The sequence below is a fragment of the Gordonia westfalica genome (assembly GCF_900105725.1).
GTDB classification, from domain to species: domain Bacteria; phylum Actinomycetota; class Actinomycetes; order Mycobacteriales; family Mycobacteriaceae; genus Gordonia; species Gordonia westfalica.
This window is the reverse complement of the sequence record NZ_FNLM01000034.1, coordinates 2481193-2503753: the sequence shown is the minus strand read 5'-3', so window position 1 is coordinate 2503753 and position 22561 is coordinate 2481193. Positions and strand designations below refer to the sequence as shown.

Here is a 22561-nt window from a genome sequence, read left to right as displayed (position 1 = left end):
ACCTGGTGTGGCTCAGGCGCGATCTGCGCCTGAGCGATCAACCAGCACTCGCCACAGCCAGAGGGACCGACGATTCGTCGGTCCTTTTGTGCTTTGTGGTGGACCCCCGGCTGGAGAAGTCGTCGGGGGAGCGACGCCTCGCGTTCCTGTTCGACTCGCTTCGCGAGCTCGACGCCAAGCTCGACGGCAGGCTCCTCGTCGTTCGCGGCCGGCCCGACGAGGAGATCCCACGGCTGGCACAGGCCGTCGACGCCGAGGCCGTGCACATCTCCGAGGACTTCTCGCCGTTCGGCCGACGCCGTGACGAGGCGGTCGCCGAGGCGCTCGGCGACATCCCGCTCGAGGCCACCGGGTCGCCGTATCTGGTCTCACCCGGTCGGATCACCAAGGACGACGGCAATCCGTACAAGGTCTTCACCCCGTACTTCCGACGGTGGAGCGAGCACGGATGGCGCAAACCGGCCGACTCGTCGATCCCGGGATCGGCAGTTGTCGATCCGTCGGAGGTGAAGAAGTCCGGCCGGATCAAGATCCCCAAGGCCCCGACGAAGCTGTCGTTCCCGGCAGGGGAGGACGCCGCACTGGCACGCTGGGCCGAGTTCGTCGACGACGATCTCGCCGGCTATGACACCGGACGTGACGACCCGGCGGGTGACGTGACCAGCCGGATGTCGGCCTACCTGAAGTACGGCAACATTCACCCCCGCACCCTCGCCGCAGACCTGACGCGTCCTGCTCCCCGAGGTGCGAAGGAGCGTGGCGACGGAGCCGATTCTGCTCCCCGAGGTGCGAAGGAGCGTAGCGACGGAGCCGATTCTGCTCCCCGAGGTGCGAAGGAGCGTAGCGACGGAGCCTCGAGGGGCGGTCAGGCCTACCTTCGCGAGCTGGCGTTCCGCGACTTCTACGCCGATGTCCTCTATCACTGGCCACATAGCCTGTGGCACAACTGGAATCGACAGTTCGACGACATCGCTCTGGACACCGACGAGAAGGCCTACGAACGATTCGAGGCATGGAAGGCCGGCCGCACCGGCTTCCCGCTCGTCGACGCCGGGATGCGGCAGCTCGCCGAGACGGGGTGGATGCACAACCGGGTCCGCATGGTCACCGCCTCGTTCCTCGTGAAGGACCTGCATCTGCCGTGGTGGTGGGGAGCGGAGTGGTTCCTCGAGCAGCTCGTCGACGGCGACATGGCGTCGAACAACCACGGCTGGCAATGGGCAGCGGGCACGGGAACCGATGCGGCGCCGTACTTTCGGGTGTTCAACCCGGAGGCTCAGGCCAAGAAGTTCGATCCCAAGGGCGAATACGTACGACGCTGGGTAGGGGACACCGACGCCGACGACTACCCGGAGCCGATCGTCGACCACAAGACCGAACGCGAAGAGGCGTTACGGCGGTTCGGTGAGATCCCCTGATGGGATCTGCCTCTCAGAAACGCCTCTGACCAGCCGATTTGTGTTCGGGGTAAAGCGTGCGTAACTTATGTCGAGTCAGCGAGCCACGGCGCCGCCCCGGAGGACCTGCGAGGGTCTGAAGGTGGGGAGTGGAGACCGGGTTTCGCGGGCCGCCCCCGAACTTCTTGTCTGAGACTTTGTGTCTTGGTCGTGTTGTGCGGGGTTGCTGGATCTCTTCGGACCGAGAATCTTCGGGTTTGCGGGTCGCGGAGATGGTCTGGTAGGCTGGAAGAGTTGCCCCGGAGACGGGGTGGCGTTGGATGGTCAGAACCAAGTCTGCTGGTGAAAGCCCGTGTGGGGGTGAGTGGCTGGTGGGTGTGTGTTCTTTGAGAACTCGATAGTGTGATGATGAATTGTCTGATGCCATATTTTGGCATCGAGCATCTTTTGTGGATGTAGATGTTTATTTTGTGATGTCATCGTGGGCCCCGTCCTGCGGTGATGTCAGCTAGTTTTGGATTGGTCAGGTTTTGCTTTCCTGATTGTGTTGAAACGCCGGCGCCTTTTGGGGTGTTGGTTTTGTTTCGCTATTTTTTCATGGAGAGTTTGATCCTGGCTCAGGACGAACGCTGGCGGCGTGCTTAACACATGCAAGTCGAACGGAAAGGCCCAGCTTGCTGGGTACTCGAGTGGCGAACGGGTGAGTAACACGTGGGTGATCTGCCCTGAACTCTGGGATAAGCCTGGGAAACTGGGTCTAATACCGGATATGACCTTGGAGTGCATGCTCTGGGGTGGAAAGCTTTTGCGGTTCAGGATGGGCCCGCGGCCTATCAGCTTGTTGGTGGGGTAATGGCCTACCAAGGCGACGACGGGTAGCCGACCTGAGAGGGTGATCGGCCACACTGGGACTGAGACACGGCCCAGACTCCTACGGGAGGCAGCAGTGGGGAATATTGCACAATGGGCGCAAGCCTGATGCAGCGACGCCGCGTGAGGGATGACGGCCTTCGGGTTGTAAACCTCTTTCACCAGGGACGAAGCGTGAGTGACGGTACCTGGAGAAGAAGCACCGGCCAACTACGTGCCAGCAGCCGCGGTAATACGTAGGGTGCGAGCGTTGTCCGGAATTACTGGGCGTAAAGAGCTCGTAGGCGGTTTGTCGCGTCGTCTGTGAAATTCTGCAACTCAATTGTAGGCGTGCAGGCGATACGGGCAGACTTGAGTACTACAGGGGAGACTGGAATTCCTGGTGTAGCGGTGAAATGCGCAGATATCAGGAGGAACACCGGTGGCGAAGGCGGGTCTCTGGGTAGTAACTGACGCTGAGGAGCGAAAGCGTGGGTAGCGAACAGGATTAGATACCCTGGTAGTCCACGCCGTAAACGGTGGGTACTAGGTGTGGGGCTCATTTCACGAGTTCCGTGCCGTAGCTAACGCATTAAGTACCCCGCCTGGGGAGTACGGCCGCAAGGCTAAAACTCAAAGGAATTGACGGGGGCCCGCACAAGCGGCGGAGCATGTGGATTAATTCGATGCAACGCGAAGAACCTTACCTGGGTTTGACATACACCAGACGCATGTAGAGATACATGTTCCCTTGTGGTTGGTGTACAGGTGGTGCATGGCTGTCGTCAGCTCGTGTCGTGAGATGTTGGGTTAAGTCCCGCAACGAGCGCAACCCTTGTCCTGTATTGCCAGCGGGTTATGCCGGGGACTTGCAGGAGACTGCCGGGGTCAACTCGGAGGAAGGTGGGGATGACGTCAAGTCATCATGCCCCTTATGTCCAGGGCTTCACACATGCTACAATGGCTGGTACAGAGGGCTGCGATACCGTGAGGTGGAGCGAATCCCTTAAAGCCAGTCTCAGTTCGGATTGGGGTCTGCAACTCGACCCCATGAAGTCGGAGTCGCTAGTAATCGCAGATCAGCAACGCTGCGGTGAATACGTTCCCGGGCCTTGTACACACCGCCCGTCACGTCATGAAAGTCGGTAACACCCGAAGCCGGTGGCCTAACCCCTTGTGGGAGGGAGCTGTCGAAGGTGGGATCGGCGATTGGGACGAAGTCGTAACAAGGTAGCCGTACCGGAAGGTGCGGCTGGATCACCTCCTTTCTAAGGAGCACAACGCACGGGGGCTTGGTCCCCGTGGACCCCCGCTTCTGTGGCCGAATGTGTCACGGCGGGTGTGTTCGAGGGTGAAACATCAGACGAACCGATGACTGTTGCCGCTACATGGTGGTGGCAGTTGGGTTGCTGCCTGGTCGTGAGGCCGGTGGGTTCATTGTCACGCTATCGGGGTTCTGAGGGAACACGCGTTTTCTCGGTGCTGCATGTGAGATCTGGGTTGTTGAGGTGTTCTGTGATGGGACGCGGAGATGCAGGTTTGTGTGCGGTGTGTGTTGTTTGAGAAGTGCATAGTGGATGCGAGCATCTTTATTTCAAATCAACATTTTTTTGTTGGTCTGTGATTTAGCAGAAATGTTTTTGTGATGTCTACACTGGTGGGGGATTGTGTCTCTTGGTGGGCCCTGGTTTTTGGGGGTTCGCGGGGGCGGAGCCCCTGTGGGTGTAGGTGTTGTTGTAAGTGTGTAAGGGCGTTCGGTGGATGCCTTGGTACCAGGAGCCGATGAAGGACGTGGTAGGCCGCGATAGTCCTCGGGGAGTTGTCAAACGAGCTGTGATCCGAGGGTGTCCGAATGGGGAAACCCAGCACGAGTGATGTCGTGTTACCCACCTCTGAATGTATAGGGGGTGTGGAGGGAACGTGGGAAGTGAAACATCTCAGTACCCATAGGAAGAGAAAACAATATGTGATTCCGTGAGTAGTGGCGAGCGAAAGCGGATGAGGCTAAACCATGCGCATGTGATACCGGGTAGGGGTTGTGTGTGTGGTGTTGTGGGGTTCGTCTTCTTCCATCTGCCTGTGGAAGCGTGAGTCAGAAAATCGTGTGTTAGGTGAAGTGGCCTGGAATGGTCTGCCGTAGACGGTGAGAGTCCGGTAGCTGAAAACACATGGTCTTGCGTGATGGATGCCCAAGTAGCAGCGGGCTCGTGGAATCTGCTGTGAATCTGCCGGGACCACCCGGTAAGCCTGAATACTTCCTGGTGACCGATAGCGGACAAGTACCGTGAGGGAAAGGTGAAAAGTACCCCGGGAGGGGAGTGAAATAGTACCTGAAACCGGACGCTTACAATCCGTCAGAGCCTGTGAGTCCTTGTGGCTGTGGGTGATGGCGTGCCTTTTGAAGAATGAGCCTGCGAGTTAGTGCTCGGTGGCGAGGTTAACCCGTGTGGGGTAGCCGTAGCGAAAGCGAGTCTGAATAGGGCGAAAGAGTCGCCGGGTCTAGACCCGAAGCGGAGTGATCTACCCATGGCCAGGGTGAAGCGACGGTAAGACGTCGTGGAGGCCCGAACCCACTTCAGTTGAAAATGGAGGGGATGAGCTGTGGGTAGGGGTGAAAGGCCAATCAAACTCCGTGATAGCTGGTTCTCCCCGAAATGCATTTAGGTGCAGCGTCACATGTTTCTTACCGGAGGTAGAGCTACTGGATGGCCGATGGGCCCCACAGGGTTACTGACGTCAGCCAAACTCCGAATGCCGGTAAGTGAGAGTGTGGCAGTGAGACTGCGGGCGATAAGGTTCGTAGTCGAGAGGGAAACAGCCCAGATCGCCGGCTAAGGCCCCTAAGCGTGTACTAAGTGGAAAAGGATGTGGGGTCGCGAAGACAACCAGGAGGTTGGCTTAGAAGCAGCCACCCTTGAAAGAGTGCGTAATAGCTCACTGGTCAAGTGATCCTGCGCCGACAATGTAGCGGGGCTCAAGTACACCGCCGAAGCCGCGGCACTCACACAACAGCCCGTTGGTTTTCTACGGAGATCCAACCAGGTGTGTGGGTGGGTAGGGGAGCGTCCTGCATCCGTGGAAGCCGCAGAGTGATCTAGTGGTGGAGGGTGTGGGAGTGAGAATGCAGGCATGAGTAGCGAAAGAAGAGTGAGAAACTCTTCCGCCGAATGACCAAGGGTTCCTGGGCCAGGCTAATCCGCCCAGGGTGAGTCGGGACCTAAGGCGAGGCCGACAGGCGTAGTCGATGGACAACGGGTTGATATTCCCGTACCCGTGTATCCGCGCCCATGCTGAATCAGTTGTACTAACCATCCAGATCCCCCAGGAGCACCTTCGGGTGCCGGGTGGGGTGATGCATGGGACCTTGGCTGGTAGTAGGCAAGCGATGGGGTGACGCAGGAAGGTAGTGGGGCCAGTCAGTGGTTGTACTGGTGTAAGCCTGTAGGGCGTGTTCTAGGCAAATCCGGAACACATGCAGCCTGAGAGGTGATGCGTAGCCGAAGTGGTGAATTCCATGATCCTATGCTGCCGAGAAAAGCCTCTAGTGAGTTGGTACACGGCCCGTACCCCAAACCAACACAGGTGGTCAGGTAGAGAATACTAAGGCGATCGAGAGAACTGTGGTTAAGGAACTCGGCAAAATGCCCCCGTAACTTCGGGAGAAGGGGGACCCAGACTGGTGACGATCTTTACGGTTTGAGCTGGTGTGGGTCGCAGAGACCAGAGAGAAGCGACTGTTTACTAAAAACACAGGTCCGTGCGAAGTCGTAAGACGATGTATACGGACTGACGCCTGCCCGGTGCTGGAAGGTTAAGAGGACCGGTTAATCACTTCGGTGGTGAAGCTGAGAATTTAAGCCCCAGTAAACGGCGGTGGTAACTATAACCATCCTAAGGTAGCGAAATTCCTTGTCGGGTAAGTTCCGACCTGCACGAATGGCGTAACGACTTCTCTGCTGTCTCAACCACAGACTCGGCGAAATTGCAGTACGAGTAAAGATGCTCGTTACGCGCGGCAGGACGAAAAGACCCCGGGACCTTCACTATAGCTTGGTATTGGTGTTCGGTTCGGTTTGTGTAGGATAGGTGGGAGACTGTGAAGTGGGCACGCCAGTGTTCATGGAGTCGTTGTTGAAATACCACTCTGATCGTATTGGACTTCTAACCTCGGACCCTGATCGGGTTCAGGGACAGTGCCTGGTGGGTAGTTTAACTGGGGCGGTTGCCTCCCAAAATGTAACGGAGGCGCCCAAAGGTTCCCTCAGCCTGGTTGGCAATCAGGTGTTGAGTGTAAGTGCACAAGGGAGCTTGACTGTGAGACGTACATGTCGAGCAGGGACGAAAGTCGGGACTAGTGATCCGGCACCGGCAAGTGGAAGCGGTGTCGCTCAACGGATAAAAGGTACCCCGGGGATAACAGGCTGATCTTCCCCAAGAGTCCATATCGACGGGATGGTTTGGCACCTCGATGTCGGCTCGTCGCATCCTGGGGCTGGAGTAGGTCCCAAGGGTTGGGCTGTTCGCCCATTAAAGCGGCACGCGAGCTGGGTTTAGAACGTCGTGAGACAGTTCGGTCTCTATCCGCCGCGCGCGTAAGAAACTTGAGGAAACCTGTCCCTAGTACGAGAGGACCGGGACGGACGAACCTCTGGTGTGCCAGTTGTCCTACCAAGGGCACCGCTGGTTAGCTACGTTCGGAAGGGATAACCGCTGAAAGCATCTAAGCGGGAAGCCTGTTCCAAGATGAGGTTTCTCACCCTCTTAGCAGGGTTAAGGCCCCCTACAGACCATGGGGTTGATAGGCCAGAACTGTAAGCACAGTAATGTGTTCAGGTGACTGGTACTAATCGGCCGAGGACTTACCAACAACACTGTTGTTCACACAACAAGACCCCTACATGTTTTTGGGGGTTCACGGGGGCGTAGCCCCCGTGTGATCGCATCCACTATGACACTTCTGAAACAACACACAACAAACAAATAGCCTGTTGTGGGTTGTTTTATAGAGTTACGGCGGCCATAGCGGAGGGGAAACGCCCGGCCCCATTCCGAACCCGGAAGCTAAGCCCTCCAGCGCCGATGGTACTGCACCTTAATCAGTGTGGGAGAGTAGGACACCGCCGAACACAATTTCCATTGTGGCCCTACACGAGTAATCGTGTAGGGTCACAATGCATTTCCCGGGCTTCGCCGTTAGAGGAAACCCACCGTTTTTCCGTAGCTCCACCCCCTGCACGGGTGGTGGATCTACCGAAAACCGGTGGGTTTGTGCCGCCTGGCTCGGCCGGCCGGCTGAGACATCAGAAATGCCCCGCGACCTCGTCGTCGCGGGGCATTTCCGGTCTCTACGTCCTGTAGAAGGTAGAAGCAGTGCGCGCTATGGGCGCATTACTTCTACGAAATCCGGTGCTAGCGCGCGAGCTTCAGAACCTCGCGCCACCCGATGCGTGATCCGGTGCGCAGAATGGACCGCTGATAGATGCGTGCTGCCACCCAGGTCGCGAGCGCGCAGACGACGGCCATGATCAAGAACGTGAGAACGATCTGTAGGGCGTCGGCGTCGCCGCTGGCGATCCGCATCGGCATCAGTGCGGCACTGAACGGCGGAATCCAGCTGAGCGTGGTGATCAGCGTCGAATCCAGTGCCTGCGCACCGAAGATGCCGGCGTACATCACCGCCATGGCGAGAACCGTCAGCGGGAACGACGCCGAGCTGAGCTCCTCCTGGCGGGACACGATGGCGCCTGTCGCCGCGTAGAGGGATGCGAAGAACAGGAAGCCGAGCACGAACCAGGCGATGACGGCCGCGAACATCCCGACGGCAGCCCCGGGCAGCGTGAGAATCCCGGTCGCCGTGCCGGCGATCAATGCCGTCGCGCCGAGCAGCACGACCTGTGCGAGGGCGACCGTGCCGATGCCGATGATCTTGCCCCACAGCAGATGCAGCGGCTTGATCGTCGCCAGGAGCAGTTCGACGACCCGGGAGGTCTTCTCCTCGACGACGCCGACGGCCACCATCGTGCCGCCCATCATGATCGCGGTGATCAGGAGGATCACGCCGACGAGGGCGATCACGAGACGTTCGCCCTCGTCGGGGCGGGCCGGGTCCAGTTCTGTCACCGATATCTTTACGGCGGGGAGCGACGCGGCGTCGACTCCACGGGCCGCCAGTGCGTCGCTGAGACCGGCCTGGGAGACCGCGGTCCGGATGGGACCCTCGACCGTCGGATCGGCGCCGTTCTTGCTCAGGATCACGTAGGACCCCGGCGTCTGTCCCGGTATGAGCGCCGCCGCGACGTCACCATCGGCGACGCGGGCACGCGCCTGCTCGACAGTGTCCACTGACTCGGTGGCGATTGTGGTCCCGGTCGATTCCCCGACCGCGACAATCGAATCGGTGACCGCGGCCGGCTGCCCGACGACGGCGACCTTCTCGACATCCTCACCACCGGTGAGGAGGTTGATGATGATGGCGCCGGCGACGATCACGACGAGCAGCAGCGCGGTGCTGACGACGAAGGACTTGGTCTTGGCCCTCGTGGTGATCTCGCGTTCGGCGACGAGCCGGATCGCTTGTGCAGCCGACGCCTTGGGTGAGGGGCTGGTCGATGTGGTGGGTAGGTCTTGCAATGTGGTCATGCCGAAACCACCTCTCGGAACAGGTCGGTGAGGGAGGGGGTGGACGTCGTGAAGCGGTGGACCGGGCCGTGGTCGAGTGCGGCGGACAGGATCTGCTGGTCGTCGGCGATGTCGGGGTCGATGAGGAGGCGAGTTGTCTCGCCGTAGTCGACCTCGCGGACGCCGGGAAGGGTGTCGGCCCATGCGACGTCGGAGCGAGGTCCGGTGACCTCGAGGGTGATGCCGTCGCGGGCGCGCAGGGCGTCGACGGTGCCGAGGGCGCGCATCTCGCCGCGGGTGACGATGCCGACGCGATCGCACAGTCGCTGGACGAGGTCGAGCTGATGGGACGAGAAGATCACCGGGATGCCCTCTGCGGCCTTCTCTTTGAGCACGTCACTCATCACATCGACGGCGACCGGGTCGAGCCCGGAGAACGGCTCGTCGAGCACCAGGACCTCGGGCTCGTGTACGAGCGCGGCGGCGAGCTGGACGCGTTGCTGGTTGCCGAGGCTGAGGTCGGCGACGTTGTCGTCGTACCGGGCGCCGACGCCGAGTCGATCGGTCCAGCGTCGCACCGATTCCTCGGCCTCCGCGGTGTTCATGCCGTGCAGTTTCGCGAGGAAGGTGAGCTGTTCGCCGACCTTCATCTTCGGGTACAGGCCGCGTTCTTCGGGCATGTACCCGATGCGACGGCGCAGGTCGAGATCGATGAGGCGTTCGCCGAGGCGGACCTCACCGGCGTCGGCGGAGAGAACTCCGAGAATGATCCGCATGGTGGTCGACTTTCCGGCGCCGTTGCTGCCGACGAATCCGAAGATCTCGCCGGGCTCGACGTGAAAGGTCATGTCGCGCAATGCGACGAGGTCTCCGTAGCGCTTGTGGAGGCCGTCGACTATGAGTGGTGCGTTCATGGTTCAACTTCCTTTCCGCCGGTGGGGGCGGTGTCGGTGGCCGGATGGGTGGTGGCTGGGTGGGTGGTATCAAGGAGGTCTTCCGGATCGGGATCGCCCATCCACCAGGCGATCAGCATGTTCGGCACGCAGATCGCGGTGAGAACCAGGGAGATCAGCAGGATGGCGCTTCCGTAGACCCACTGGCCGGGCACCTCGTCGCGCATGCTGATCGCGACGAGGACGAAGTAGGGGATGAACATCACCGCATAGAGCACGAAGAAGCCGAAGGACCGCGCCGAATTGCGTTGGGCCAGCTGGATCTCGTCGAGCGCGGAGACCGGTGCGTCGGCGATGGAACCGGTGACGATACGCAGTGCCGTCTGGATGGTGATGACCGAGACCAACCCGACACCGAACGGCAGCAGGAACCATCCCGAAGAGAGGAAGGCGAGGTAGGAGCTGGCGATGATGAACGCGAGTGCGCCGAGCAGTGTGATCACCAGTCGCCGGTATGCGCGTTGGTTACGCCAGGTGGTCAGGCGGTGGGCGTGCTTGGCGTTGAACTCCTCGTGCCGGCGTCCCCGCCAGTTCTCATAACGGCGCCAGAGCTCGGGTTTGACCGCTTCGGGGAACGCCGAGTTCGGGTCGTTCATGATTCACCTCCGGTGTCGTTGGTGGGTGAGCCGTTCGCGGCCTTCTGCGTATCGCGCCGGTAGAGCTCGGCCGACATGGCGCCGAACGGGGTTCGGCTGAACACGGCTTCGACAGGGAGGTCGAAGACGTCGCAGATACGGAACGCGAGGTCGAGGCTGGGGTAGTTGTCGCCCCGCTCGAGTGCGCCGACGGACTGGACGTTGATGCCGACGAGGTTTGCGAGCTCGGCCCGCGACATCTGCCGTTCCGCACGCAGGACGCCGATGCGGTTGTAGATGGGGAGCTTTTCCCCACGGCGTATTGGACTCACCCCACCAAGTGTTGGGAAAACACAACAATCTGTCAATCCCCACAAACTGCGACGCCTGCGTCGCCGAGGGAATCGGGGGTCAGCGGGAGGCGACTCCGAGCAGGTCAGCGGCAACTCGTGCGGCTTCACGACCGGCTCGGTTGGCGCCGATCGTCGATGCCGACGGGCCGTACCCGATCAGCTGAATCCGCGGATCGGCCTCGACGACGGTCGCCAGACGGCCGGTCATGGTGATCCCGCCACCCGGTGCGCGCAGTCGCAGCGGCGCCAGATGATCGAGCGAACTGCGGAAGCCGGTGTTCCAGAAGATGACGTCGAGATCGAGGTGCTCGCCGCCTTCCGGGCCGCAGTCCCAGCAGACGCCGGTCTCGGTGATGCGGGTGAACATCGGGCGCCACGACAGGATGCCGTCGCGCTGTGCGGCCGCGATCGCGGGTGTGAGCGCCAGTCCGGTCACCGACACCACGGAGGTCGGGGGAAGTCCGGCGCGGACGCGACGTTCGACCCGCGCCACGGCCTCCCGGCCCTGTTCGGGAGTGAACGGTTCGGTGTTGAAGACGGGTTCGCGACGCGAGCACCAGAAGGTCTCGACGCCCGGTGCCTCGCGGGCGATCTCGATGAGCAGCTGGATCGCCGAGATGCCGGCACCCACCACCAGGACGCGTTTGCCGGCGAACTCCGCCGGCGTCGTGTAGTCGTGCGTGTGGAGCTGGCGGCCCCGGAAGTCGGCGCCACCGGGGATGTGCGGGATGAACGGCCGGTCCCAGGTGCCGGTGGCGTTGATGATGACGTTCGCGGTGAGGGTACGGCCGTCGGCCAGCTGGACACCGAAACCCTCTCCCTCACGTCGAACCGCCCGCACGTGCACCGGGCGATGGACGTTGAGGCCGAACTTCTCCTCATAGCGACCGAAGTAGTCGGGACGGCGGAGGCAGCGGGCAGGTGGTCGCAGTCGAGTCCGAGTGCCTCGACGAGGCCCCACCCGGGCAGGTCGTGAACCCGGTTGGCGGTGGCGAGGGTCAGCGTCGGCCACCGGAACTGCCAGGCACCGCCGGGTCCGGGGGCGTGGTCGAGCATCTGATAACGGTCGCCGAGGCCGAAGCGATGCAGGAAATAGGCCGCCGACAGTGCTGCCTGACCGCCGCCGATGATCAGGACGTCCGTGTGGTTCTCGACGTCGACGGTGTCCGAGGTGGACCCGTCCATCGGAGAGGCGCTGCTCGGCGCGGTGTTCGGCACCTCACCACCCTGTCATGGCTCGGCTCGACGGTGTCATCGGTAGGCTTGGCGCCCATGATTCACTCCACCACCGACGGCGCCGTCGTCACCATCGAGCTGGACCGCATCGACAAGCGCAATGCGCTCAACGAGGAGATGCTGACCGGCCTCGCCGACGCGTTCGGTGCCGCGGTCGAGGCGGGTGCGCGGGCCATCGTGGTGACCGGACGCGGACCGGTGTTCAGCGCGGGTGCCGACCTGTCCGGGCCGGTGTACGACCCGGGCTTCCTCGACAAGCTGGTGTCGACGCTGCATCGCATCGAGTCGACGCCGGTGCCGGTCATCGCGGCGCTCAACGGTTCTGCGATCGGCGGTGGACTCCAGCTGGCGATGGCCGCCGATCTCCGCGTCATGGCGCCCGACGCGATCGCTGCCATCCCGGCCGCCAGACTCGGCGTCGCAGTGGACGAATGGACCATCCGCCGACTGGTGTCGCTGGTCGGCGCCGGACAGGCGCGCGGCATGCTCATCGGCTGCGACCCGCTGAACGCCGACCGCGCCCACACCCTCGGATTCGCCAACCGCATCGGCGATCTCGCCGACGCCCAGCACTGGGCGTCGACCATCGCCGACCTCGCTCCGCTCACCCTGCAGCACTACAAGCTGGTCCTCAACGGCGACGGCGCGCGAGACACCGCACCCGAGGACCGGGTCGCCGCGATGGTGCGCGCCTGGCAGAGCGACGACATGGCCGAGGGTCGTGCCGCACGAACCGAGAAGCGACCGCCGAGGTTCGTGGGTCACTGAGAATCGCACCGCGGGTCCACACCGCGGGTCCACACCGCGGGGGCTGCATCGGGGAGGCCGCAACGAGGGTGTCAGCGTCGGTGTATCGGGCCGGCGCCCTCGTAGAGCGGCTCTGCCGGTGCGCCATGCCGCTCGGCGATCAGTTGCGCCGCAATGGCCACCGCGACCTCGGCGGGTGTGTGCCCGCCGAGATCGAGGCCGAGCGGTGAACGCAGACGTGAGAGCTGTTCCTCGTCGACACCTTCGTCGCGCAGGCGCCGGTTGCGGTCGGCCGCCGTGCGACGTGATCCGAGAGCGCCGATGAAACCGAAGGTCGACGACTGCACCGCGGTGCGGAGTGTCGGCACGTCGAACTTGGTGTCGTGGGTCATCACGCACAACGCGGTGGTCGAACCTATCTGCCGGTCCCGGATCTGTTCGGCGAGATAGCGATCCGGCCATCCGACGATCACCTCGTCGGCATCGGGGAACCGCTCCCGGGTCGCGAACACCGGCCGGGCGTCGACGACGGTGACGCGCATCCCGAGCATCGAGCCCAGCGAACTCAGCGAGCGCACGAAATCGTTCGCGCCCACCAGGATCAAGCGTGCCGTCGGGGCGAACGACTGGACGAAGGTGCGCGGCCGGTCATCGGTGGCGGCGTCGGGGTCGGTGACCTCGCAGTCGTCGATGCCGATGACGCCGCTGCGTCCCGTTGCGAGCATGTCGGCGACATCATGGTCGAGACGCCGCCACGGCGGTCGCGAGGCCTCGGTTGCGAGATACCACTCCGGGAGAGCAGTGAGGGTCGACGCCACGGCGATCGGTTCGTCGGCCGCGAGAGCCTCCGCGAGGCGTTGGAGCTGACCGAGCCGTTCCGGTGTCGGCTCGATACGTTCGACGGCGACGTCGATCTGACCGCCGCAGGTCAGACCGGGCGCGGGATCACGCGGGTCCTCGATGCCGAACTGTTCGACGACCGCGACCCCGTCGGCCAGGACCTGCAGCGCGGTGTGGACCAGCGCGGATTCGACGCAGCCGCCGGACACCGAGCCGATGACGGTGGCGTCCTCGGTCACGATCATCGACGCCCCGATCTCACGCGGCGCGGAGCCGGAGGTCGCGATGACCCGACACAGAGCGACCGGACGCGCGTCTGCGCCGCCGAGGACGGCGAGCAGGTCGGGCAGGATGTCGCGCATGTATTCCAGTTGACCAGATCACCGTCGTCCGAGCCAGATGTTCCTGGTGACGGCGAAACCGATGTCGCGGATCGTGGCGGCGGGCGACACGATCCGCGACACCTGCGGGGAACCTGCCGGCTCAGTCGCCCAGAACCCGTCGCAGGTAGTCGTTCGCGAACACACGCGCCGGGTCGTACCTGTCGCGCACCGCGAGGAACTCGTCGAACCGCGGGTAGACGCTGCGCAAATACTCGGCGTCGCGGGTGTGCATCTTGCCCCAGTGCGGGCGCCCGCCCAAGCCGGTGAGGATCGACTCGACGTCGGCGAAGTACGCGGCGGAGTCGGCCGGGTCGTCGCGGTGGTAGCGGTGCACGGCGATGTAACCGCTGCGGCGTCCGGTGGCCGTAGAGAGCATCAGGTCGTCGGCCGCTGCGGCGCGCACCTCGATCGGGAAACTGACGCGGAACCGGCGCCGGTCGAGCATCGCCCGGATCTCACGCAGGGCCTCGGGCACCGACTCGAGCGGGATCGCGTACTCCATCTCGCGGAAGCGCACATCGCGGTCGGAGACGAAGATCTTGGTCGACGTGTCGGTGAGTTCTCGTGCCGACAGCGTGCGGCCGGCCACCGCGTTGATGGCCGGGACCAGACGCGGCACGCGGACGCCGATCTCGCACAGAACTCGAAAGACCTTGTTGCTCAACAACTCGTCGTCGACGTAGCGGCGGAACCGCGTCGGTCCGGTGATCGGGGCATCGGTGCTCAGGCGCGTGTTGGTCTTGACCAGTGCGCAATTGGTGTGCGGGAAGATGTAGAACTCGTGGTGGTCGGCGTCGGCGACACGGTCGAGGAATCCGGCGACCGCGTCATCTGCCGACGACGGTCCCTCCACGGCGTGCAGCCGGAAGTTGTCGACGCAGTCGAGCGTGATCTCGACGAGCACCCCCAGTGCGCCGAGACCCAGTGCGACAGCGGGCAGATCGGGATCGTCGGGACCGACCGTCACGATCTCGCCGGTGCCGTCGACGAGTGTGACGCCGGCGATCTGGGTGCTGATGCCCCCGAAAGCCAGTCCGGTTCCATGGGTTCCGGTGGAGGTCGCCCCGGCGATGGTCTGCCGGTCGACGTCGCCGAGATTGGCCATCGCCAGGCCCCGAGGTGCCAGCAGCGACGGGATCTCGTGCAGATGGGTGCCGGCGTGCAGCGTCACCCGCCGCCCGTCGACTCCGGCCAGGCCTCGCAGGCCCGAGAGCTCGAGCTGGACGTCGTCGGCGACGGCGATGGGGGAGAAGCTGTGCCCGGCGCCGACGGTCTTGACCGTGCCTCCCCGCTCGGCGGTCTCCCGCACGATGCCGGCGATCGCGTCCACGCTCGTGGGACGCACCACCCGGCCCGGTGTGCACGACGCGGTGCCGCCCCAGTTGCGCCAGGTGTGTCCGGTGGCAGTCGATGTCCCGCTCACAGAAAGCATTTCCCTTCGCCTCGGTAGGTCGGCACGACCTCACCCACCACCGCCCGGCCGGTGTCGTCGCGGTCGATGATCGCGACGTGTCGCGCCCGTTCGCAGACCTCGCCGGACTTGGTGTGCCGGAACCACACCCGGTCGCCGACGGCGATCCTCGTGGCCGCCGCGCCCCGGAGCGGGGTCTGGACCTCGCCGGCTGCCTCGGTGCCGACGAACCCGAATCCGCTCGGCCACACCGGTTTCGGGAGGCGATCGGGTGAGGGCGGTCCGGAGGCGATCCAACCGCCGCCGGCGCAGGTGACGATGCCGGACGCCGGACGCCGGACGACGTCGAGGCCGAACGACAACGCGGGTGCAGGCCGGAACCGGCGGTAGCCGTCGAAGAGATGACCACCGAAAAGTCCGCTGCCCGCGGCGATGTCGGTGACCGATCGGTCGCGGGCGGTCTCCTCGAGCGAGCCGGTGCCGCCGCCGTTGACGAACTCCAGGTCGGCGAGCTGCCGCAGCTCGCCGATGATCCTCCCGCGCCGGCGGCGCAGTTCGGCCATCGACCGGCGCTGCATCACCCCGATCGCCCGGTTGACGACGGCCCTGCCCGGGACGGCGTCGGCGACACCGGCGACCTGCGCCTCGTACGACATCACGCCGACCAGATCGAATCCGTTCCGCGCGACGATGGTCCGGGCGAGATCGAGGACGTCGTGCCGGGAATGCGCCGGGGAACGCCGGACCCCGATGTGTACGAGGCCGCCGAGTAGCCGGTACGACGCGTCGAGGTCGATGGCCACCCGGATCGGCCGTCGTGACGCGGGCGGCGCGACGGCATCGACGACGTCGAGCTGCTCGACCGAGTCGACGAGCAGGCTCACCCGGCTGGTCGCCACCTCGTCGGTCACGAACGCGGCCAGTGCTTCTCGGCGCACACTCGGATAACCGACCAGGATGTCGGTGATCTCCGTCGTCGCCGCCAGCCAGTGCGCCTCGGCGAGGTCGTAGGCGAGTACGCCGTGGAAGCCGCGACGGGTGGCGAGGTCGGTGATCACCGAACGCACCCGGAGGGACTTGCTGGCGACCCGGATGGGGACACCGGCGGAGCGGCGCAACAGATCTGCGGCATTGTGTTCGAGCGCGGTGCGATCGAGGGCGAGGACCGGGGCATCGAGCCCCGCCTCGGAGACCGCCTGGTCGATCGACGCCCAGTACCGCTCGGGATCCTCCGCCCACAGGCCGCCGACCCCGTCCGCCGAGGATCTGCCGGCCGGACCGTCAGTCGAAGAGGACATAGGTGATGAGCTGGTCGGCGACGGCGGTGATGATCGAGTCGACCACCTTGTCGTCGCCGGTGCTCAGGTAGATCAGCGTGATCGAGTTGGTCGCCGCGATGATGAACGGGCCGAGCTCTTCCACCGGGCGGCTGAAGGTCACCGGCGCGTGGTCGGACACGGCCCGAAGCCCCGTGGACGCGACCCGGTAGAGCTGCTCGTACATGTCCCGGCCGACCTGCTGCAGTTCCGGGTGGTTGTGGGCGTAGATGCCCAGCGCGATCGTCGCCTGCATCCGGCCCGGGTCGGCCTTCAGCAGGTCGTAGAACGCGTGGAACTGCCGCTCCATGTTGTCCCGGATGGCCTCGAGGGTCGGCGTCGATCCGTAGTCGGCGGCGGGCAACACGGTGTGGAGCATCCGCTCTATGTCGACGGGGACGGCCTGCTCCATCACGGCGCACAAGAGCGCCGTCCGGCTCTCGAACGCGTAATGGAAACTCGCGAGCGGCATTCCGGCGTGGGCGCAGATCCGGCGGGTGGTGGCACCCTCCACGCCGTGGTCGGCGATCACCCGGTAGGCCGACTCGATGAGAGCGCTTCGACGCTGTTCGACGGACATCCGTGGCACGACGGTCAACCCCTTGGCCAGCATGCGCCTGCGCATGTGCAATGGACAATGTTCGCCGCAGCCTATCAGTGCCGTTGGTGGCATTTGCTCGGTTCACCGTCGATGTCGTGACGACTTTTACCCTTGCTCACGTGTTCGCGGGCGCCGCGAGACTCCCGGGCCGATGCCGTCGCGCTTCGCGTCGAACATCTTCCGATCGGATTACTGTGTGGACGTGACCTCGAACCCCGGAGAAACCGGCCCCGACGCGACCTCGCGGGTCCTCGGGCGGGTGACGTCGGCGGGGGTGATGATGGCCGACGCGGTGGCCGAACGGCTTGCCGCCGGTGGTCTCGGCCCGGCCCGCGCACTCGGCGCGACCCGCGAGGAGATCCTGCCCCACGTGCGCAACTCGCCGAACCTGCGCGACGGGGTCTTCGACAACCCCGAACCGCCCCAGGGTTCCATCGCCCCGGATCGGCAGGTGATCGCCGACATGGCGCGCCGCCCGGGACGGCCGCGGCGGCCGGTGATGCTCACCGTCCCGACGTTCGACTCCCCGTCGGGCCTGGCGGTCACCTGGCTCGGTCATGCCACCGCGATCGTCGACATCGACGGCGCGCGCATCATCACCGACCCCGTCCTGAGCCGCCGGTGTTCGCCGAGTCAGCTCGTCGGTCCGGCACGCATGCACGCGGCCCCGTTGTCCGCGCGCCGGCTGCCCCCGATCGACGTCGTGGTCATCAGCCACGACCACTACGACCATCTCGACATGGACACGGTGACCACCATCGCGGCGACCCAGCCGGATGCCGTGTTCGTGACGACCATCGGCGTCGCCGCGCATCTGATGTCCTGGGGGATCGCCGAAGACCGTATCCGGCAGGCGGATTGGTGGGACGAGGTCGTCGTCGGCACACGTGGCGGAGAGCTGCGGTTCACCTGCGGTCCGGCACGCCACTTCTCCGGTCGCCGGCTGGCGCGCAATCTCACGCAGTGGGGGAGCTGGTCGATCGCCGGGCACACCCACCGCGTCTTCTTCTCCGGGGACACGGGCCACACCGAGCGATTCTCCGACGTCGGCGCGCGGCTCGGTCCCTTCGACCTGACGCTCATCGCCGTCGGCGCCTACGACGTGATGTGGCCCGACATCCACGTCGACCCGGAGGAGGCGCTGTCGGTGCATCGGATGGTCTCGCCGGGTTCGGGAGCCGATTCGGTTCTGATCCCGATCCATTGGGGCACCTTCAATCTCGCCCGACACCCATGGGGTGAACCGATCGCCCGGCTGCAAGCCGCCTCACATCACGGCGACCCGACTGTGCTGGTGCCGCAGCCCGGTGGTTCGATCGACCTCGAACACCGCACCGGAACCGGTGTGGCGCATCCGAGTTGGTGGGAGGTTTCGGCGTGAGCACCACGGCGGAGACGTTCGAGCCCGGTCTGACCGCGGCAGAGGTGGCCCAGCGGGTCGCCGAGGGCAAGGTCAACGCGATGCCCGACCGCTCCGGGCGTTCCGTCGCGGACATCGTGCGCGCCAACGTCTTCACACGCATCAACGCGATCCTCGGGATCCTGTTCGCCATCGTCGCGTTCACCGGATCGCTGATCAACGGCCTGTTCGGTCTCCTCATCATCGCCAACTCGGGCATCGGCATCATCCAGGAGGTGCGCGCCAAGCGCACCCTCGACAAGCTCGCCATCGTCGGGCAGACCCGGCCCCGGGTGCGGCGCGACGGCGAGGTCATCGAGGTGACGCCCGACGAGGTGGTCCTCGACGACATCATCGAGATCGGCGCCGGCGACCAGATCGTCGTCGACGGCGAGATCATCGAGGCCACCGCGCTCGACGTCGACGAGTCGCTGCTCACCGGTGAGGCCGATCCGATCGACAAGGATCCCGGCGCCCAGGTCATGTCCGGGAGCTTCGTCGTCGCCGGCGGCGGCGCCTACCGGGCGACCAAGGTCGGGGCCGACGCGTACGCCGCGCAGCTCGCGGCCGAGGCGTCGAAGTTCACCCTCGTCTCCTCCGAACTCCGCTCGGGGATCGATCAGATCCTCCGGGTGATCACCTGGCTGCTGATCCCCGCAGGCATCCTGACCATCGTCAACCAGCTGTTCATCAGCGAGAACGGGCTCAAGCAGGCGCTCCTGGGCATGGTCGCCGCTCTCGTGCCGATGGTGCCCGAGGGCCTGGTGCTGATGACGTCGATCGCCTTCGCCGTCGGTGTCGTGCGGCTCGGTCAGCGGCAGTGCCTGGTCAACGAGCTCCCGGCCATCGAGGGGCTCGCCCGCGTCAACGTGGTGTGCGCCGACAAGACCGGCACGCTCACCGAGAACGGCATGCGCCTGTCCGAACTGCGGATGGTCGGCGACGTGCCGGCGGACCGGGCCGGTGAGGTTCTCGCCGCACTGGCCGCACACGACCCGCGACCCAACGCCAGCATGATCGCCGTCGCCGAGGCTTACCCGACCCCGCCGTCGTGGAAGGTGTCGGCGATCAAGCCGTTCACCTCGGCCACCAAGTGGAGCGGGATGTCGTTCGACGACGCCGGCACCGACGCGGGCAACTGGCTGATCGGCGCGCCCGACGTGCTGCTCGACCCGGACGGCGAGACCGCACAACTCGCTTCCGACATCGGCGCCACCGGACTGCGCGTGCTGCTGCTCGCACGCACCGACGTCCCCGTCGACACCGAACCCACCGCCGGCGCGATCGCCCCCGGCACCGTGACCCCGGTCGGGCTCGTCGTGCTCGAGCAGCGGGTCCGTCCCGACGCCCGCGGCACGATCGACTACTTCGAACAGCAGAACGTCGCGGTCAAGGTGATCTCCGGCGACAACGCCCGCTCGGTCGGTGCCGTCGCCGAATCGCTCGGACTCGGCTCGGCCGAGACCTCGGTCGACGCACGCAAACTGCCCGAGGAAACCGACGAGCTGGCCGACGTCGTCGAACACGGCGTCACCTTCGGTCGTGTCCGGCCCGATCAGAAACGCGCCATGGTCAAGGCCCTGCAGTCGAGGGACAACACGGTCGCGATGACCGGCGACGGCGTCAACGACGTGCTCGCGCTGAAGGACGCCGACATCGGTGTCGCGATGGGTTCGGGCAGTTCAGCCGCCCGGTCGGTGGCCCAGATCGTGTTGCTGGACAACAAGTTCGCCACCCTGCCGTACGTCGTGGGCGAGGGCCGCCGTGTCATCGGCAACATCGAACGCGTGTCCAACCTGTTCCTCACCAAGACGGTGTACGCGGTGCTCCTGGCGCTGTTCGTGGGCGTGGGCGGCGTGCTGGGCAAGCTGTTCGACTCCGACCCGCTGAGCTATCCGTTCCAGCCGATCCACGTGACGATCTCCGCGTGGTTCACCATCGGCATCCCCGCCTTCGTGTTGTCGCTGGCACCCAACAACGAACGCGCCCGACGCGGCTTCGTCCGTCGTGTGCTGCTGACCGCGGTGCCCAACGGCATCATCGTCGGCCTCTGCACCTTCGTCACCTACGTGATCGTCAATCCGGGTGGGGCGGGTGTGGAGGTCGGCGGCGACGCCGTCGACCTGTCGCCGGCGCAGACGCAGGCCGCCACCGCGTCGCTGATGACGCTCATCGCGATCGCGGTCTACGTCCTCGCGGTGGTCGCCCGGCCCTACAACTGGTGGAAGGTGATCCTGCTCGCCGTGTCGGCCGGCGCCTACGTGCTGATCTTCGCGTGGCCGTTCACCCAGGACCTCTTCCACCTCGACTCGTCGAACTGGACGATGAACTCGGTGGCGCTCACCTCGGCAGCCGTCGGAATCGTGCTCGTGGAGGCGGTTTCGCGGATCGTGCCGCGATGGATCGCGACCCACAACCCGGCCGGGACGCACTCCGCCGACGTCGAGGTGGCAGCCGCGTGAACACGCCGTGCAGACGGCTAAACTCTGCGGCGGGGAGGCCGGAAGAAGTCCGGCTCGTCGACACAGGAGACGTTCATGGATCTCAAGGGACTCGTCAACAAGGCGCGCGACACGCTGCGCAAGAACCCAAACCTGATCGAGAAGGGCGGCGACGCCATCGACAAGGCCACCGGCAACAAGTACGCCGGCCAGGTCGACAAGGCCCAGGACGCCGTCCGCAAGGCCGTCGGTGCCCAGAACAAGGCGCCCGAGAACAAGGCGCCCGAGAACAAGGCGCCCGGAAACGAGCCCGGCGCCCCGCAGCAGTAGCGGTTCACCCGCCGGCGCGCGGGTGACGCCGATACCCCGACACGGTCGGGTCGCCGTCGAAGAAGAACCGCCATGCCAGGTCGGCCGCGCGTCGTACGCCGACGCGCGGGCCGGCGGCCACCGGTAGCGTTTTGCGCGATCCGCGCCCAGATGTGTCCAGTATCACAGGCATGTCCGGATCGGCGAGATCGGTGCCGAGGTCGGCCATGGTGATGCCGAGCGCGCGGCAGAGATTTCCCGGCCCACTCGCGAGGCGATGGTCGGGTACCGACGTGACGCGTGCGGCACCGCGCCGGGCTCGTGCCAGCTCGATGCCGTCGATCACCTCGCCGGCCCGTAGCAGGACCGCCGCCGCGGGGCCAGGCCCGCGCACGACGATGTTGGCGCAGTGATGGCCGTGGATGCGGTAGACGTACAGCCGGCCGGGCGGGCCGTACATGATCTCCGACCGGGCGGTCCGCGTGTACGCATGCGACGCCGGATCGTCGGGGCCCGCATAGGCCTCCACCTCGGTGAGCTGGACAGTCACGCCGTGACCGGTCAGATGCGTGCCGAGCAGCCGGCGGGCCTGTTCGGCCACCGGTGCGGGAGCGCCGGACGTTCGGACACTAGGCTCTGGGATCATGGCGAAGACGAGTGACTCCATCGAGGTTGAACTGTCTCCGGAAGATACCTGGGCCGCTGCGTCGGACCTGTCGCGGTACTCCGAGTGGTTGCTGATACACGAGACCTGGCGCAGTCCGATCCCCACCTCCGAAGACCTCCGCAAGGGCACCGCGATCGCCTCGATCGTGAAGGTCAAGGGCACCCGGATCCGCTTCGACTGGGTCATCGAGAAGTTCGACCCGGTCTCGCACGTACGTCTCAAAGGAAGCGGCAAAGGCGGCGTGAAAGCGAAGCTCGATCTGGGCATCACTCCCACTTCTCGCGGATCGGAAGTAACCTTCACTGTTGATCTGGGTGGGTTGCCGCTGATCGGGCCCGTGGGGAAGACCGCGGCCCTGGCGCTATCGGGGGATCTGCGAAAGTCGCTTCAGCAATTCCGCGAGGTCTTCGGCTGACCCGTGCGTGACGTTGCGCGGGGCACATCCGTCGCCGCGTCGATGCGCTGA

General features: G+C 64.8%; 15 protein-coding genes, 3 rRNA genes and 1 pseudogene. 9 read left to right on the top strand and 10 right to left on the bottom strand.

From position 1 onward, the window contains the following. Positions 1 to 5: 5 nt before the first annotated feature. The 4 genes from BLU62_RS16795 to rrf all read left to right on the top strand — a co-directional run bounded on the left by BLU62_RS16795 (position 6) and on the right by rrf (position 7372). A complete protein-coding gene (locus tag BLU62_RS16795; RefSeq protein ID WP_074850850.1) occupies positions 6 to 1418 on the top strand; it encodes a cryptochrome/photolyase family protein in 1413 nt (470 codons plus the stop codon). Between the two features lie 573 nt (positions 1419 to 1991). After that, a 16S ribosomal RNA gene (locus tag BLU62_RS16790) occupies positions 1992 to 3514 on the top strand. Between the two features lie 466 nt (positions 3515 to 3980). Further along, positions 3981 to 7113, top strand: a 23S ribosomal RNA gene (locus BLU62_RS16785). A 142-nt stretch (positions 7114 to 7255) separates the two neighbouring features. After that, a 5S ribosomal RNA gene (gene rrf / locus BLU62_RS16780) occupies positions 7256 to 7372 on the top strand. The 16S, 23S and 5S rRNA genes sit together here, the layout of an rRNA operon. A gap of 283 nt (positions 7373 to 7655) precedes the next feature. Here rrf and BLU62_RS16775 read toward each other — a convergent pair. The 5 genes and pseudogenes from BLU62_RS16775 to BLU62_RS16755 form a co-directional block, all read right to left on the bottom strand. Continuing rightward, entirely contained in the window at positions 7656 to 8885 is a 1230-nt protein-coding gene (locus tag BLU62_RS16775) for an ABC transporter permease (protein WP_074850848.1), read from the bottom strand. After that, positions 8882 to 9778: an ABC transporter ATP-binding protein gene (locus BLU62_RS16770; RefSeq protein WP_074850846.1), complete on the bottom strand. Its 897-nt coding sequence runs from the start codon at positions 9776 to 9778 to the stop codon at positions 8882 to 8884. Before BLU62_RS16770 ends, BLU62_RS16775 begins: the two co-directional genes overlap by 4 nt. Continuing rightward, entirely contained in the window at positions 9775 to 10413 is a 639-nt protein-coding gene (locus BLU62_RS16765) for a hypothetical protein (RefSeq protein WP_074850844.1), read from the bottom strand. Before BLU62_RS16765 ends, BLU62_RS16770 begins: the two co-directional genes overlap by 4 nt. Further along, the gene (locus BLU62_RS16760) at positions 10410 to 10724 is read right to left on the bottom strand and encodes a helix-turn-helix transcriptional regulator (protein ID WP_074850843.1); all 315 of its coding nucleotides are present in this window, start codon (positions 10722 to 10724) and stop codon (positions 10410 to 10412) included. Before BLU62_RS16760 ends, BLU62_RS16765 begins: the two co-directional genes overlap by 4 nt. Before the next feature lie 79 nt (positions 10725 to 10803). Further along, a pseudogene (locus tag BLU62_RS16755) lies at positions 10804 to 11930 on the bottom strand (NAD(P)-binding domain-containing protein). An 87-nt stretch (positions 11931 to 12017) separates the two neighbouring features. Here BLU62_RS16755 and BLU62_RS16750 point away from each other — a divergent pair. After that, on the top strand, positions 12018 to 12749 hold the full coding sequence (locus BLU62_RS16750; RefSeq protein WP_074850841.1) for an enoyl-CoA hydratase: 732 nt from the start codon (positions 12018 to 12020) through the stop codon (positions 12747 to 12749). Positions 12750 to 12820: 71 nt separating this feature from the next. Here BLU62_RS16750 and BLU62_RS16745 read toward each other — a convergent pair whose 3' ends face one another. The 4 genes from BLU62_RS16745 to BLU62_RS16730 form a co-directional block, all read right to left on the bottom strand. Next, positions 12821 to 13930 carry an XdhC family protein gene (locus tag BLU62_RS16745; RefSeq protein ID WP_074850839.1) on the bottom strand — a complete coding sequence of 370 codons (1110 nt, stop codon included), beginning with the start codon at positions 13928 to 13930 and terminating at the stop codon, positions 12821 to 12823. 121 nt (positions 13931 to 14051) lie between these two features. Then, positions 14052 to 15383 carry a D-arabinono-1,4-lactone oxidase gene (locus BLU62_RS16740; RefSeq protein WP_074850838.1) on the bottom strand — a complete coding sequence of 444 codons (1332 nt, stop codon included), beginning with the start codon at positions 15381 to 15383 and terminating at the stop codon, positions 14052 to 14054. Further along, a complete protein-coding gene (locus tag BLU62_RS16735; RefSeq protein WP_074850836.1) occupies positions 15371 to 16660 on the bottom strand; it encodes an alanine racemase in 1290 nt (429 codons plus the stop codon). The genes BLU62_RS16740 and BLU62_RS16735 overlap by 13 nt, the downstream gene beginning before the upstream one ends. Further along, positions 16644 to 17303 carry a TetR/AcrR family transcriptional regulator gene (locus BLU62_RS16730; RefSeq protein WP_244278216.1) on the bottom strand — a complete coding sequence of 220 codons (660 nt, stop codon included), beginning with the start codon at positions 17301 to 17303 and terminating at the stop codon, positions 16644 to 16646. Before BLU62_RS16730 ends, BLU62_RS16735 begins: the two co-directional genes overlap by 17 nt. A gap of 172 nt (positions 17304 to 17475) precedes the next feature. Between BLU62_RS16730 and BLU62_RS16725 the strand changes: the two genes are divergently transcribed. From BLU62_RS16725 to BLU62_RS16715, 3 genes are all read left to right on the top strand, one after another. Further along, positions 17476 to 18660 carry an MBL fold metallo-hydrolase gene (locus BLU62_RS16725; RefSeq protein ID WP_074852960.1) on the top strand — a complete coding sequence of 395 codons (1185 nt, stop codon included), beginning with the start codon at positions 17476 to 17478 and terminating at the stop codon, positions 18658 to 18660. After that, positions 18657 to 21140: an HAD-IC family P-type ATPase gene (locus tag BLU62_RS16720; protein WP_074852961.1), complete on the top strand. Its 2484-nt coding sequence runs from the start codon at positions 18657 to 18659 to the stop codon at positions 21138 to 21140. Before BLU62_RS16725 ends, BLU62_RS16720 begins: the two co-directional genes overlap by 4 nt. Before the next feature lie 75 nt (positions 21141 to 21215). After that, a complete protein-coding gene (locus BLU62_RS16715; protein ID WP_074850834.1) occupies positions 21216 to 21449 on the top strand; it encodes an antitoxin in 234 nt (77 codons plus the stop codon). Between the two features lie 4 nt (positions 21450 to 21453). Here BLU62_RS16715 and BLU62_RS16710 read toward each other — a convergent pair whose 3' ends face one another. Continuing rightward, positions 21454 to 22095: a DNA-3-methyladenine glycosylase gene (locus BLU62_RS16710; RefSeq protein ID WP_074852958.1), complete on the bottom strand. Its 642-nt coding sequence runs from the start codon at positions 22093 to 22095 to the stop codon at positions 21454 to 21456. On the opposite strand from BLU62_RS16710, the gene BLU62_RS16705 reads away from it, so the two are divergent. After that, positions 22073 to 22510 (top strand): type II toxin-antitoxin system Rv0910 family toxin, encoded by a 438-nt coding sequence (locus tag BLU62_RS16705; RefSeq protein WP_074852959.1) that lies wholly within the window; start codon positions 22073 to 22075, stop codon positions 22508 to 22510. The genes BLU62_RS16710 and BLU62_RS16705 overlap by 23 nt on opposite strands. Positions 22511 to 22561: the final 51 nt, after the last annotated feature.